The organism is Levilactobacillus suantsaii, assembly GCF_004115745.1.
In the GTDB taxonomy this organism is placed as follows: Bacteria; Bacillota; Bacilli; order Lactobacillales; family Lactobacillaceae; genus Levilactobacillus; species Levilactobacillus suantsaii.
This window is the reverse complement of the sequence record NZ_QXIL01000001.1, coordinates 167,020-182,286: the sequence shown is the minus strand read 5'-3', so window position 1 is coordinate 182,286 and position 15,267 is coordinate 167,020. Positions and strand designations below refer to the sequence as shown.

Annotated in this window: 12 protein-coding genes; 11 read left to right on the top strand and 1 reads right to left on the bottom strand. The window is 54.5% G+C overall.

Features of this window, described 5'->3' with window-relative positions:
- Positions 1-75 precede the first annotated feature (75 nt).
- Positions 76-1,239 carry a helix-turn-helix transcriptional regulator gene (locus tag DXH47_RS00825; RefSeq protein ID WP_129031194.1) on the bottom strand — a complete coding sequence of 388 codons (1,164 nt, stop codon included), beginning with the start codon at positions 1,237-1,239 and terminating at the stop codon, positions 76-78.
- A 170-nt stretch (positions 1,240-1,409) separates the two neighbouring features.
- Between DXH47_RS00825 and uidA the strand changes: the two genes are divergently transcribed.
- The 11 genes from uidA to DXH47_RS00770 all read left to right on the top strand — a co-directional run bounded on the left by uidA (position 1,410) and on the right by DXH47_RS00770 (position 15,053).
- Positions 1,410-3,218 carry a beta-glucuronidase gene (gene uidA, locus DXH47_RS00820; protein WP_129031193.1) on the top strand — a complete coding sequence of 603 codons (1,809 nt, stop codon included), beginning with the start codon at positions 1,410-1,412 and terminating at the stop codon, positions 3,216-3,218.
- Between the two features lie 245 nt (positions 3,219-3,463).
- Positions 3,464-5,233 carry a DNA polymerase III subunit gamma/tau gene (gene dnaX, locus DXH47_RS00815; protein ID WP_129031192.1) on the top strand — a complete coding sequence of 590 codons (1,770 nt, stop codon included), beginning with the start codon at positions 3,464-3,466 and terminating at the stop codon, positions 5,231-5,233.
- A 31-nt stretch (positions 5,234-5,264) separates the two neighbouring features.
- Entirely contained in the window at positions 5,265-5,582 is a 318-nt protein-coding gene (locus tag DXH47_RS00810) for a YbaB/EbfC family nucleoid-associated protein (RefSeq protein WP_129031224.1), read from the top strand.
- A gap of 21 nt (positions 5,583-5,603) precedes the next feature.
- Positions 5,604-6,203, top strand: a complete 600-nt coding sequence (gene recR, locus DXH47_RS00805; protein ID WP_129031191.1) for a recombination mediator RecR — start codon at positions 5,604-5,606, stop codon at positions 6,201-6,203.
- 12 nt (positions 6,204-6,215) lie between these two features.
- Complete coding sequence (locus DXH47_RS00800; protein WP_129031190.1) at positions 6,216-6,479, top strand: YaaL family protein; 264 nt, start codon at positions 6,216-6,218, stop codon at positions 6,477-6,479.
- A gap of 156 nt (positions 6,480-6,635) precedes the next feature.
- Complete coding sequence (locus DXH47_RS00795) at positions 6,636-7,772, top strand: glycosyl hydrolase family 8 (RefSeq protein WP_225423464.1); 1,137 nt, start codon at positions 6,636-6,638, stop codon at positions 7,770-7,772.
- A gap of 20 nt (positions 7,773-7,792) precedes the next feature.
- Positions 7,793-9,277: a glycan biosynthesis hexose transferase WsfD gene (wsfD, locus tag DXH47_RS00790; RefSeq protein ID WP_129031189.1), complete on the top strand. Its 1,485-nt coding sequence runs from the start codon at positions 7,793-7,795 to the stop codon at positions 9,275-9,277.
- A complete protein-coding gene (locus tag DXH47_RS00785; RefSeq protein WP_129031188.1) occupies positions 9,270-10,850 on the top strand; it encodes a hypothetical protein in 1,581 nt (526 codons plus the stop codon). The genes wsfD and DXH47_RS00785 overlap by 8 nt, the downstream gene beginning before the upstream one ends.
- Before the next feature lie 19 nt (positions 10,851-10,869).
- Positions 10,870-12,123 carry a glycosyltransferase gene (locus tag DXH47_RS00780; protein WP_129031187.1) on the top strand — a complete coding sequence of 418 codons (1,254 nt, stop codon included), beginning with the start codon at positions 10,870-10,872 and terminating at the stop codon, positions 12,121-12,123.
- Positions 12,068-14,203: a cellulose biosynthesis cyclic di-GMP-binding regulatory protein BcsB gene (locus tag DXH47_RS00775; RefSeq protein WP_170954913.1), complete on the top strand. Its 2,136-nt coding sequence runs from the start codon at positions 12,068-12,070 to the stop codon at positions 14,201-14,203. The genes DXH47_RS00780 and DXH47_RS00775 overlap by 56 nt, the downstream gene beginning before the upstream one ends.
- Entirely contained in the window at positions 14,196-15,053 is an 858-nt protein-coding gene (locus DXH47_RS00770) for a diguanylate cyclase (RefSeq protein ID WP_129031185.1), read from the top strand. The genes DXH47_RS00775 and DXH47_RS00770 overlap by 8 nt, the downstream gene beginning before the upstream one ends.
- Positions 15,054-15,267 lie beyond the last annotated feature (214 nt).

The window sequence follows — 15,267 nt, the reverse complement described above, 5'->3', positions numbered from 1 at the left end:
TCTTTGAGTAATTAAGCGACTGTTCCGAACTAAACGGGGGCAGTCGCTTTTTTGGTGGCCCGGACCTACGACAATCTATGACCGGGGGTGTCGGCGGTACTCGCTGGGCGTCTGATGGGTGACCTGTTTGAAGCGCTTGGTGAACGTGGTTGGGTCGCTAAAACCGACCAGAAGGGCGATGGCGGTGATGGGCGTCGTGGTGTTCAACAGGTAAGTTTTAGCGCTAGCTAGTCGTTGGGCCGTGATGAATTCGGTAAGAGTCTGGGTCGTTTCCTGCTTAAAGCGCCGGGACAAGTAGCTGGGACTGGTCTGGAGCCACTGGGCTAATGAAGCGACCTTAAAGGAATCGCCTAAGTGTTGCCAGATGGCGGCAACGGCCCGTTGAATGAGGGGGCTATACCCCGCAGTCGACCGGTCGTGGACCAGTTGGGTGTATTCCGTGAGCATGGCCACGATGAGGCGCTTCAATCCAACGATGCTCCGCTGACGTTCAATCAAAAGCGCAAATTTTTCCGATAAACTGTCGAGGTCGCCGGGGTGGACCCCACCTTGGCGCGCGGCAATGCGGTCGATGGTATTGCTGACCAGACACATATCCTGACAGGAACGTAGTGGCCGGTTGGCTAGGCGATTTTGAAAGAAGTCCAGCATGGCAGTCATTGGGGCGAAGTAATCGGTGATTTTGTCAGTGTCGCCAGTGCGAATCGTGGCCATCAAGTTGGCTTCGATTTGGTAGTGGTGCGCCGTGGTGGTGGGGCGTTTGAAGGGGAGCGCGGCCGGTGCTGGCGCTGTTTGGGGGGTCGTCAGGGTCTGCCAAGCGGGGATGCGCAGTGGGTGGGCCAGAAGATTGACCAGCAAGGTGCCGGTAGTCTGGACTTCGTGTTGACTTAAGATCGGCAAGGTATTGTAGAATTGCGCGAATTGGTGCCGGTCGCTGATGGTCGCTTGATTACGAGAGAGGACACTGGCAATTAGTTGGGAGGTCAAGGCTGTGGTGGTGAAGGGCCCCACGACCCACACGATAGCCGACTGTGGGATTAAAAAATAGCTAAGTTGCCAGACATCCGTAAAGCGGGTGCATTTAGTCAGGGTGCGCAGGTCGGGAAACGCCGGGCGATGCGGTGGCGTGACGGCGGGATTATTGACGGCGACCACCAATTGGGCTTGGCGGTCGTAAGCACGCACGTCGAGGTGCAGGGTAGTTTGAATCAACTGAGCGACGGTACTGGTAGGGAACATACAAACAAGCTCCTTTGAAATGTTAACGATTACATAAAAGTCATAACTAACCAAATTAGGATAGCAATCGCCAAGCAATTTAACGGTGAGTTATTTATAGTGTAGGTAATCACGGGCGGGAAAACAAGGCCTCGTCCTGTGAAAAGTACAATGCTTGGAGGAAATTAATAATGTTATATCCAGTAACGACGCCTACCCGGACCGTACTTGATTTGTCGGGGCTGTGGCGCTTTATGATTGAAGACGAAAACTCACCGGTTGACGTCACGCACCCCTTACCCACCCACGATGACGTGGCGGTTCCCGCGTCCTTTAACGACCAAAGCTCTCAGGCTAAGATTCGCAACCACGTGGGGTACGTGTGGTACGAGACGACCTTTAACATCGCGGACTTCTTACGGACCCAACGGTTAGTCTTGCGGTTTGGCTCCGCCACCCACGAGGCGTGGGTCTACTTGAACGGCCAGTTGATGACCCATCATAAGGGTGGATTTACGCCGTTTGAAGTGGCCATTAATCAGGCTTTGGTTGCCGGAGAAAACCGGTTGACGGTCAAACTTAGCAATATGTTGGATTACACCAGTTTGCCAGTCGCTCACTATTCCGAGACCACGGACGACGCCGGACATTTGGTGCGTCACCTTGATGAAAACTTTGACTTCTTCAACTACGCGGGGCTCCAACGACCGGTCAAAATCTACACCACGCCGCAAAGTTACGTGGAAGATGTGGCCGTGGTGCCGACGGTCGATTTGACCGCTCATCAGGCGACTATCCAGACCCGGGTCACCACGCAAGGAGACATCGATAAAGTTCAGGTTAAACTCTTCGATGAGGACCAACAACTGGTTGCTAAGGGAAGTGGTAAGGCGAGTCAACTGACCCTCACCGACGTCCACCTATGGCAACCCCTGCACGCTTACCTTTACACGGCCCAAGTGACGGCTTTGCGTAACGATGAGGTCGTCGATCAGTACAGCGAACCGTTTGGGGTCCGCAAGATCGAGGTTACGAACGGTCAATTCCTGTTCAACGGGCAACCCTTCTACTTTAAGGGCTTCGGCAAGCACGAAGATACGGCCATCCATGGACGAGGGCTGAACCAACCCGCTAACGTGTTGGACGTTAACTTGATGAAGAAGATGGGCGCTAATTCGTTTCGGACGTCGCATTACCCGTACTCCGAAGAGATGATGCGGTTGTGTGACCGCGCCGGAATCGTGGTTATCGACGAAGTGCCAGTCGTAGGGTTATTTGAATCTTTTGGCTTTGATTTGAATTCGACGAAGCAGGACCAGACTTGGCAGGTTATGCAGACCGCTACGGCGCACCAACAGGCAATTCGCGAGATGATTGGTCGGGACAAAAACCATGCCTGTGTGGCGATGTGGTCACTGGCCAACGAAGCGGCTAACTTTGAAGACGGAGCTTACGAATACTTTAAGCCCCTGTTCGATTTAGCACGACGGCTAGACCCACAGCAACGCCCGTGCACCTACACCAGTATCATGCAGACCACGGCTAAGACCGACAAGTGCTTGTCTTTAGTGGACGTCATCGCCTTGAACCGTTACTACGGCTGGTATGTTCAGACTGGTGACCTGAAGGCGGCCGAAAAGGCGACCCGTGACGAATTGGCTCTCTATCAACGGCTTTATCCGAATAAGCCCATCATGTACACGGAATACGGGGCCGATACGATTGCCGGGGTCCACAGCAACTATGGAGAACCGTTCTCCGAGGAATTTCAGGAGGACTACTACCGGATGGCCAGCCGGGTCTTCGACGACTTCGAGAACTTCGTCGGGGAACAACTGTGGAACTTCGCGGACTTCCAGACCAAGTTTGGGATTCAGCGGGTCCAGGGCAACAAGAAGGGGATCTTTACGCGTGACCGCGAGCCCAAGATGGTCGTGCGCTACCTGCAGCGGCGGTGGCGAGCCATTCCAAGTCTAGGGTATAAGCCAAAGAAGGCTTAGTTGATTGTGACGTAGATTGAGTTTAAAACGGGAAGTCGACACCACGAATCGTGGCATGACTTCCCGTTTGATTTGCAGAAAAATTCTGCGCCGTGGGTGACAGAGAGCGAAACGGTTCACGGCGGGGTCAAGCAAGGTTAAGTTCCCCTAAATTCCCCGGTGGAATACGTGACAGCCCCCCTAGAAAAAGGCTATAATAGTGAGCAGCGAATTTTACCGAATAATGAGAGAAAGGAACAGATAATATGGCGTATCAAGCACTTTATCGGGTCTGGCGACCACAACGCTTCGACGACATGATCGGTCAAGAAGTGATTACGCGGACCTTAAAAAACGCGATCACTACTCATCAAATTAGTCACGCCTATCTGTTCGCCGGCCCTCGGGGAACCGGGAAGACCTCGGCCGCTAAGATTTTAGCCAAGGCGATTAACTGTCACCACCAACAAGATGGCGAACCGTGTAACGAGTGTGATACTTGCAAGGCCATCACGGCGGGGACGTTAAACGACGTCATCGAAATCGATGCGGCGTCCAACAACGGGGTCGAAGAGATCCGGGACATCAGAGACAAGGTCAAGTACGCGCCCACGGTGGCTGATTACAAGGTCTACATCATCGATGAAGTGCACATGTTATCGACGGGGGCGTTCAACGCGTTATTGAAGACGCTAGAAGAGCCACCGGCTAACGTCATCTTTATCTTAGCCACGACCGAACCACACAAGATCCCGGCAACTATCATTTCCCGGGTCCAACGCTTTGATTTCAAACGCATTGCGGCCAGTGACAGTTACGACCGGATGACCTACATTCTTGACCAGAAAAAGGTGACCTATGACGACCAGGCTGTCAAGGTCATCGCTAAGGCCGCCGAAGGGGGCATGCGCGATGCCCTCAGTATCTTAGATCAAGCGTTGTCGTTTGGGGATAACGAAATTACTTTAGACAACGCCTTGCTGGTCACGGGAAGCGTCACCCACGACCTGTTAGCGGCTTACGTCCAACAGGTTTTAGGGGGCGACACCAAGAAAGCTCTGGCCACGCTACAATCAGTCCTCGAAGCTGGTAAGGACGCCGAACGGTTCACCGAAGATTTAGTGGGTTATGCGCGCGACCTTTTACTTTATCAACAAGCCCCACAATTGGTGGAAGAAGCTGAGATGGGCAGCGTGGGCGAAGACTTTCAACAATTGTCCAAGCAAACCCCGGCGACGACCATGTACGCTATGATTAACGAATTGAACACGATTCAACAACAGATGCGCTTCACGACCCACCCCGACGTCTACCTGGAGATTTTGACCATCAAGTTGGCTGAAATCGGCCGGACACAGGGAGCGGCCCCGGCACAACCGGCTGCTACAGCGCCAGCGACTCCGGCCGACGCAGCGGCGCCGACTACGGCAGTGGCGGCAGATACCATCACGGCTTTACAACATCAAGTCGACCAATTAAAAGTCGCTGTCCAACAGTTGGAACAGCCCGCGGTAGCCAAGCCCGCGGCCCGGCCAGTTAAACCACGGGTCAGTGCTACTAAGGCACCCGAAGTCAATCTAGCCAAGATCAACCCGGTCTTGGGATCGGCCACGCGGGAGAAACTGACCCAGCTGCAGGAGGTCTGGCCGGACTTATTGAACAGTCTGACCGTGACCCAGCGGGCCGTGATGAAGGTGTCGCAACCCGTTGCGGCCGCTGATTCGGGGGTTATCGTGGCATTTGATTATTCGTTCTTGTACCAACAAGCCACCAGCGACCAAGAATTGACCGACGCACTGGAAAATGGATTAGACCGGATGGTAGGCACGGCGCTTCCCATCGTGTTCGTACCCAAGGACCAGTGGCCGGTCATTCGCAAGAACTACCTGACGGCGCATAAGGATGAATTGACGCACCGGGGGACCCCTGATACGCAGCAGGGCGAGTCCGACCCACCGCAGTCCGCGGCTAATCCAGTCGTGACGAAGGCCGAGGAGCTCTTTGGGAAAGACGTCGTGGATGTAAAAACTGATTAAAATTTGAAGGGATGGATGACTCATGCGGAACATGGGCAATATGGGTAACATGGGCAACATGATGAAACAAATGCGGCAGATGCAAAAGAAGATGGCGGAGGACCAAGCCGCCTTGAACGCGCAGAGCTTTACGGGGACGTCACCAGACGATTTGGTCAAGGCCACCTTTACCGGCGAACGGAAGATGACTGATTTGACCATCAAGCCGGAAGCCATCGACCCCGATGACCCTGACATGTTAGCTGACCTGGTCGTTGCGGCGGTCAACGACGCGTTGACCAAGGTCGAAGATCAAACGAAACAAACGTTAGGCAAGTACACTCAAGGGATGAACATCCCGGGCATGTAACCTGCCAGAAAGGACGACATGATGCAGTATCCAGAACCCATTGCGCAGCTGATTGACAGTTACATGAAGCTTCCCGGAATCGGGCAAAAATCGGCCACGCGGCTGGCGTTTTTTACCATTGATATGGCGCAAGACGACGTGACGGCGTTTTCCAAGGCGCTGATTGCGGCCAAGCGGGACCTGCATTTTTGTTCGATCTGCGGGAACATCACCGAAAGTGACCCCTGCACCATTTGTGCGGATAAGACGCGCGACCAGTCGCACGTCTTAGTCGTCGAACAGGCCAAGGACATTATGGTGATGGAACGAATGAAAGAGTATCACGGACTATACCACGTCTTGCACGGGGTTATGTCCCCCATCGAGGGCAAGGGGCCTGAAGATTTGAATATCTCAAGTCTACTCAGTCGCCTGCAGAAGAACCCGGGCATTAAGGAAGTTATCATTGCCACGAACGCCACGCCAGAAGGGGAAGCCACGGCGATGTATCTGTCGCGGCTGATCAAGCCGGCGGGCATTCGGGTGACGCGGTTAGCTCACGGGTTATCGGTCGGTAGTGATATCGAGTACGCTGACGAGATGACCCTGTACAAGGCTGTTGAAGGCCGAACCGAAATGTAAGGAGGTCTTGAGATGTTTGGACGAAAGCGACGCAAGCAACGCAAGCACCTGCAAGACTTACGGGTCGCATACGATGATCAGCTCTTGGCGACCATTGATGCCGCCAAAGATAACTGGGACCACGCCAAGCAGACCCAGGAAGCCATTGCCGATGCCGATAATGAAATGACGGCCAACACCGCCTTGGCGCGGCAAACGTACCTCTTTTTATACCGGGAAGCCCGGCGCCGGCGTGTCCGCAGTAAGCACATCGCGGCGACCGTTTTTCAAGATTAACAAAAATTCTTATCAATAGTTGCGTTTAAAAACGCCTGGTCAGCAGTAAAGCTGGCCAGGCGTTCTTTTTTTCGGTAAACTGCGGGGAAGGTTGAGCGAACTGGTTCAATTGAAATGAGATGTTAGCACTATTAAATATAAAGGAGGCACGAGACCGTGACACGAAAATTTTGGCTTTGGCTGGGACTCGTGGGGACCCTATTCAGTTTGACGGCGTGCCGCCATACGGTGACCCATGCCGCCCCACCACAAAAGTCGCCGCAGGCTTTTCGGGCCCCAGCCGTGACGTTTCATACTCGGCAAGACCAGCAAAAGCAGCGGTCACTGTCTGAATTTATCGCCAACCGGTTAGTGGCGGCGCAAGGCATCTACACTAATTACGTAGAGACCGATGTCCGCCAGGCGAACCTGGCAACGGGCCACGAAATGCTGAGTGAATCGGCGGGGATGTGGTTGATCTATTTAGCTGAGCATTACCGCTTTGCGGAATTTCGGCGGTTTTATCAGCTGACGGTCGCGACCTTTGGTGAGCACGGTCAATTCAGTTATCGCTACGATCCCGACCGCAGCAAACGCTTTGCGGTCAACGCCACGTTAGATGATCTTCGGCTGATCAAGGCGTTGAATCTCTATGATGCGATGACTCACACCACCCATTACCGTCAGGCGGCCGCTGACCACTTTGCAGCGTTAAAAGCGGGGGCGTTACGCGACGGCAAGGTCTACGATTATTACAATCCACAGACTAAGCAGGTCGCAAGGACCAGTAGTTTGGCTTACATCGATTTGCGGACATTAGGGTTTTACGAACGGGGGTCTACTGCTGGACGACGGGCCTACCGCGAGCAATTGAAGTTGGTGCGGGGCGGTTATCTCGGGGATGTCTTTCCGTTGTATTCGGCAAGCTTCAATTGGGATACCCTGACGTATAGCGATCATCCGCTCAACACCTCGGAAGCACTCGAAACGCTCCTACATTTGGCCGAAAGTCAACATCTGAAGGCGGCCAGTCGCAGTTGGCTGACCCAACAAGTACGCGATAAGACCCTCTATAATGGCTACACTACCGCCGGAAGTGTGACCGATTCCGGTCAATCAGCGGCTAATTACGCCCTAGCGGCGATGATCTTTGCCCAAGTACGTGACCGTACGAATTACCAGCGGGCCATGGCGATGGTCTGGCAAGACCAGGTTACCGCCCATAGCGCCATTCAAGGTGGAATTGGGAACGCCCAAACGGGGCAGAGTTACTCATTTAACAACTTAACGGCCTTGAATGCGGCCAGTCAATAGAAAGAAAGGGGAGTGGGAACGTGGCACGACGAACATGGCCGTCGATTGCGTTATGGTGGGTATCGCCGGTCAAACTGGCGATGCTGGCCACGGCTGTGATCGGCGCCAGTCTGTTACTGACCAGTCCGGTTCACGGCTTGGGTGATAACGGGGCATTTCAACGGGTGTTGACCAATAACGGGTTGTTTCAACTGCCCGGCACCCAAGCAGATTACGTGACGGCACGCTTTGGTTTCTTACAAGGCTACGTAGAAGGGCGCGAAACGGGGTTGAGTGGGGTGTCATCCCGCCACCTGTTCATTCAATTGGCTATCCTGCTGAACAAATTAATCGTTAGTTCCACGGTCTTTGATATTCGCTGTTTAGGGCTAGTCTACTTGGGATTATTAGTAGGCGCCGTGGGCTTATTGACGCGGGCGTTGACCCGGACAGACCAACCCAAACGCAGCTACGGCTTGGCCGCCCTGATTGTTTTGGTGTTGGCTGATACCACGGTGCTGTTACCGTTCAATTCGTTTTACACCATGCCGTTACTGGTGATTCTGTCGGTGACGATGGTGGCGAGTCTGCTGTTGCTGGGGCGTGCGCCCGAACACCGCGGTCGCTGGATTAGCTTGTACTTTGTCAGTGCCGCACTTTTGGTGACGAGTCAACCGCAAAATGCCTTGCTGACACTGAGTTATTTGGTGATGAGCCTGGGGAGTTTCGTGGCCTTTCGCCATCCTGCCCAGCGGTTAGGTCTGCTATGCGGTGGCGTCGGGCTGGTGGCTTGTGGTGTCCTGATGGGCTTAGCGTTGACCCCGCAACAGCGGCAGGTGAATCGATATCAGGCCTTCACCCACGGCGTGTTGCAACATGCGGCGAGTGATCCCAGTCCCACGCTGAAACAACGAGGCATTGACCCCCAGTTTGCCCTGATGCGCGGCGATGACTACTTTTCTGCGGACTTTACAGCCCTTGACCCAGCCAGTTCAGCGGTGGCGACTGGCTTGACTAAAAAGATGACCTTCAGCTGGATTTTCAAGTATTACGCGACTCATTTCGCGCAATTACAACAGCTCTTGAACCTCGCAGCGACCCATATGCTGGAGACTCGAGTCACGGCCGTGGGCAATTATCCCGCCCGAAGTGGGCACGGACCCAAGGCCCAGGTTCAAGGTTTAACGTTGGTCAGTGCGGGGCTGGCCCGTTTTTTCCCCCGTCGCTTTGCCTTTGACTTGTTGCTAGTGGGCACACTTCTAACGTTGTTTGGGGTGGGGGCTTACCGGGACTGGCAGGTGCGTCGGTCCGCCGGCGTGGTGCGGCTGACCTTGATGACCGGTTGCTTACTGAACTTTTTACTGATTCCAATCGTGGTCTTATTAAGAACGGGGGAAACCAACTTGGTTCAAAATATCTACTTAGCGCCCATCAGCCTCGAACTCGTCGGCCTGGTCCTGATTGCCGACTTAGCAACGCAACGGTTCTGGTGCAGTCCCGACCAGCCGGTGATGGCTCATGCTTAGGTTGTGGCAGTGGTTGGTTGCCGGGGTGGTCTGCGTGCTACTGAGTTGGGGTTACGCACATCGAGTTCTGGTGGCACACGCGGCGTTAGACCGGACGCAACGCGTCTTAGTGGTTTATGACCGTGAAGACCCCCAACACGGGGGGCGCACCAAGATTGCAACGATGCAACGGTTGCTGGCCAGCGTGGGAGTGCCTAGCCAAACAGAAGCGTTAGCGGCCTACCATGCGGGGCAACTGACTGGCGACAAATACCAGGGCGTGGTGACTTTGGTGAACACGCCCAACGACCCGGTTAAAAACGCTGCCTTTTTCCGGGACCGCGCCCGTTTTACCGGTCGTAAACTACATGTGGGTCAAGGATTGAGCGCCCAAGAAGCAACTCAATTAAACGCCACGCGTCGCTTGCTCGACCATCAACAAGTCACCTTACGGGCCGGCTCGACCTGGCAATTGCTCCCATTTAAATCCGTGATTACGCTTCTACAACCAACGGGACCCCAAACCAAGATTGGGACATTACGCGCGTCAGGAGGTGGTGGTGCGACCTACGCGTATGGTACCGTCGTGGATCAAGCCGGCTATTTGCCCGAACTTCTGACCACTGGGGTGGCAATGACCTGCGCCATGCGGACGGTGGCCACGCTCTTTGACCAGGCCGCGGACCATGCGCCGTTACTGACGATTACCGGGGTGACCCCGTATAGTGATTTGGCCCGTTTGCGGCAACTCAGTCGGTGGCTCAAGGCGGCGGGAATCCCGTTTGCTGTGAGTACGACGACCGTGAGCCGTAATACCGGACTCCAGGGCTTCGCCACGTTCACCAAAACGTTGCGGGAAGTTGAGACGAGTGGTGGGGTCATCTTCTTGCGGGTGCCAACGGGGGCGGTCGCTAGGACCAGTAGCGGCCCGGCTTTGGAACACGAAATGGTGGCCCAGTTGAACCAATTGGGGCAACGACAGGTGATTCCAGTGGGGCTAAGTGCCCCGGGAACTTGGAACCAGGATGCGGTACTACGCTCAGCCGGGTTACAACGCGCCCAAAACGTGTTGTTCCTCCCCGATGAGGAAGAGACGTTGACCAGGCACGCTGATAATTTGGGTGCAACTTATGGTCAAAGTTGGTTTGCGTTGCAGTTAGACCAGTTGCAAACGCCGCAGACTGGACAGGGAACACCGACGACGTTTGCGGTCCCCACGGCCGTGACGGTGCCGTTTCCCCAATCGACGCGGCAATTGACGGCTCAATTACACCGTTTGCAGGATTTGCAGGTGACTTGGTACGCGCCGCAACGGGAACTGACGGCGGAATTGACCAGTGCGTCAGCAACTTTTGCCTATCGCCGGGGGACCTACCAGTTGAATGGGCAGACTGTTGCCGTAAGTACCACTAACGCCGGTATCCCCAACTACCACTTTACCCGGCCAACGCAGGTCACGATGCAAAACTACTTCAAATATCAGGGGTGGGTGTTGCTGACGTTCTTTAGTCTGACGACGGTCGTTTTGGTAGGGTTTCTAGTGGTGGGCCGACGACTTTACCGGCGGAAATTTTTCCGGCAGGACAAGCAGTGAATGATATGAGGAGGACAGAATGAGTGGGTTAGATTGGTTTGTTTTTGTGGCGATTTTAGCAATTTGGGGCATTCTAGTCGTGAATTTGATTTTGACGATGGCGGGATACACCCAATACTTAAGGACCGTTCGTACCCCGGCGCCGAGATTGCCGGCAGTGGCCCCGTTCGTGAGTGTGATGGTCCCCGCCCATAACGAGGGCATCGTAATCGTACGGACAGTGGTGGCGTTGTTGAAATTGGATTACCCACACGACCGTTACGAAATCATCGTGATCAACGATAATTCGAGTGATAATTCCGCTCAGTTATTGGCGCAGTTACAGGCTGACTACCCGCAACGGAACTTAACGGTCATCAACACCGATGCCCAGACCGGCGGTAAGGGAAAATCCAACGCGCTGAACCTAGCATTACGGGGGGCGCAAGGAACGGTGATTGCGGTCTACGATGCGGATAACACTCCGGAACGCGACGCCTTGCGGTTATTGGTCGCGGATCTGTTGCAGAACCAGCATTACGGCGCAGTAATTGGCAAATTCCGGACCCGTAACAAATGGGCGACACTGTTGACCCGCTTCGTCAATATCGAGACCCTGGCCTTCCAGTGGATGGCACAGGCGGGGCGGTTACGACTCTTCAAACTTTGTACGATTCCGGGGACCAACTACGTGATTCGTCGCTCGGTCTTAGAACGAATTGGAGGCTTTGATACTAAGGCCCTGGCGGAAGATACCGAAGTCAGCTTTCGGCTCTACCGGTTGGGCTACCGCATCAACTTCCAGCCTAAAGCGGTGACCTGGGAGCAGGAACCCCAGACACTTGACGTCTGGTTTCACCAACGAACGCGCTGGGTCAAGGGCAACATTTACGTGATTTTGAAGAATCTGCCCCTGCTGTTTCGGAAGGTTGGCCGGCCGATTCGTTTCGACTTGCTGTATTTCTTAGTGGTTTACTTCGTCTTAATGGCATCGTTAGTGCTTTCCGATAGCGTGTTCGTTCTGTCGGTGGCGGGGGTGGCTCATTCGACATTACAGGGATTCACTAATACCTTGTGGGTCTTTGCCATCGTGTTGTTTGTGATTAGCACGTTTGTGACCATCACCACGGAAAAGGGCGAAATGACGCTTAGCAACCTGGTGATCATTATTTGGATGTACCTACTATATAGTCAGCTGTGGCTGGCTGTTGCAACCTATGGGATGGGGGAATATATTCGTGAACAAGTTTTTCATCAACCAGCAAAATGGTACAAGACCAAGCGTTATCAGTAGACTCTGGTGGGCCGTGGGGTTGTTATTGCTGGTCAGTAGCTGGGGGAGCCTGGGACCGCAGAAAACTGCCCAGGCTGCGGCGACGTCTCAGACCTACACCCAACCGTTTCACCCGACAGCCAGCAGTTTGGCTGGACAAGCGGTGGTAACTAGCGGAGATTTTACAACGACCGATTACTGGCGACTCAGCCACGTGACGCTCACGTTGGCCTTTCAGGTGTCACCGTTAACGGATCAGCGGTTATCGGCTGTGACCGTGAGTTTGAATGGTACGCCAGTCACGACGTTTCGGCCCCAGCACCGCACCAGCGTGCAGACCCGACAAGTTACTTTGCCGGTCTCGGCCGTGCGGCGGCATAACGTGGTCAAGTTGAGTGGTCAGCTGCAGTTGACCAGTGACCAGAGCAGTGACGCGACGACCTCTGGTGCGGCCAACTGGCTGACCGTGATGCCAGCGTCAAGTGTGACTTGTGCCTACACGGTGGGGGCACCCGGTCAAAAGATTAGCACGTTTTACGAGCGGCTAACGGGCTTAGACACCATCAGTCAACAACGAGCGGCTGTTATTTTACCTGACCAGGTTTCCGATGCGGAACTGCAAGCGGGGATGCTGGCCGTGACCGGGGGGACGCGTTTTACCCCGACCGTCGACCAGCAGTTGCCAGTCACTACGGCGGACACGGCGATTGCCAAGAAAGCGACCTACCAGATTGTGCTGGCGACCTACGACCATTTACCGGCTCGCTTCCAGCACCAGATTTCTCGCACTTCACTGGGACAAACAGCACGGATCCAACGTTATGACGCAGCTAATAAACATTACCTGATCGTCACAGCCCCGAACGCCAAATTGTTGGCCCAAGCCGGACGGTACCTGGCGAACGCGGAGCTCTTGCGGCAAGCCACCCACGCCAGTACAACTTTGACCGCGCAGAGTGCGGTGCTCACGCCGGAGACGACGCCACAAAATGAGTACGCCTTGACGACCACGGCAGACCGGCTGGTGGGGGCAACGCGACAGGAACGCGATTATTTCGTCAAGTTGCCGGTCGACCGGGTAGCTGCGGCGGGATCGACTATTCAAGTCAAATTGCGCTACGCTAAGAACCTGGATTTCCAAGCCGCTTTAGCGACCGTGAGCGTCAACGGTCAGTCCATTGGAAGTCATCGATTGACCGCACGCCACGCCGATGGGGAGACCTTTAGCGTGCGTATCCCCCAACGCTTAGCCGTGGGGCATGATTTTACCGTGCGGGTGGCCTTAGACTTGCCCGTGGCGACCAGTGCTAAGGGGAGTGCCCGGCCGACACCCTGGGAGATCATTGAACCGGGGACCGCGGCGCACCTCAAGTCCACCCCGGCGGACCGCTTGCTGTTTGCTCAATATCCGGGGCTCTTTTTACAGCAGGGTGCCTACGACCATCTCGCCGTTGTGCGTCCGCGGCAGCTGACGGCCGCCGATTATCAGACACTCAGCCGGGTATTTGCCCTCTTAGGCCATTACGTCGACAGTAATCGGGGCCAACTGCAGTTTTACCACCAGCGACCCCACGAAGACGTCTTGAAGACGGCTAACGTGATTGCGTTGGGCACGCCGCGGCAAAATCCCCTGATTCACGACCTCAACGACCATTTGTATTTTCAATTCAACACCGCCGAGACGCGGGTAGTGGCCAACGAAAAGTTGAGCGTTGAACCGCGGTACGGGGCAACGTTGGGAACGGCGCAACTCTTACGTTCCCCGTATAATGACCGGCGCGGGTTACTGGTCGTTACCGGCGCCACACCAGATGCGACTGCCAGAGCAGCGACTCACCTGAGTACGCCAGCAGATTTGTCAGTAATCGGTGGCGACGCGTTGGTAGTCGATGCTGATAACGTTCAACGGCACTTTCGTTTCCAACGCCAAGCGCTGATCGATCCCGCAGCTACGGCCCATCATCGGTTGACCCAGAACCGCCAATTGGGGCTGTACCTGGGGATTGCGGCTGGCGTCATGGCCGTCATCAGCCTGGCACTCGTCTTACTGTGGCGAAAGCACCGGGGTTTACGGCACCGAGGGGGGACTCGTTATGACTAAACAGAACCGTGAAAATTGGTTGACCGACATCTATCTGATGGCCTTTTTGGGATGGATGAGCGTCCTGGCTATTGGCATGGCAGCTACCCGTCCCCAGTACTTGTTCTTGAATACCATCTTTTTGGGGGTGACAATCTGTCTCATTTTGACGACCCATTTTGGGGGCTTGATCACCGGATTATTGGCTAATTTGCTCTTTATCTTTGTCCAATTATTAGCGGTGATTTATGAAAATCAGGTCTTAGACCATCAAGTTCCCTGGGTCTTGCTGTATTGGTTGTTCATTCCACTATTATTATCGCTGTCGTTTTACGGCATGACGGCCCATTCGCGGCGGTTGCAGGCCCAAAATGTTAAGCTGCAAAGCGACCTGGTGGAGCGGGGGGCGTTCGATGAGGTCACCAATCTGCGCACTACGGTCTCCTACATCGAAGACACTGCGGTGTTTACGGAGACCAACCGACAGTTTGACTTGCCGGTAGCCACCATGATCATTCGGGTGCGCTACTTTCATGAGATGCGCAACATGCTGAGCGAGACCCAGTTGAAGGCGTTACTTCAATTGGTGTCACAGACCGTCAAACAGGGGATGCGGACTAATGACATCACTTATTTGTTGGACCGCAATAACCCGACTTGGGCGGCCTTGCTGTTCGCCACGTCGAACGGGGCCACGGTGGTGGCGGAACGAATCAAAACGCAGTTCGCTGAAGCCGTCACCACGACCGAGGAATTAGCGTCACTAGATATCCGGTTGGTCGTAGGGGTGGCGACCTGGGATGCCGAACGGATGCAATCACCTTATGATCTGATGAATGCCGGCATTAAAGAAACGGAATACGATGTTTAGGTGCCTGCAGGGACTTCTCAAGAATTTTGAGGGGTCCTTTTTGGCTTGCCAGAGCGCTAATCAGGTGCCAAGTAAGCGGGTTTCTACCATAATAAATGAATCGAGAAAAAGTGAGACTGGGGGGTGGCTTTTTTGGTGGGGCGACTCATTCGCAAATAGACATCAATTCTGAATTAAAGTACAATGGATGCAACAATGTCGAGAATTAGCTCGT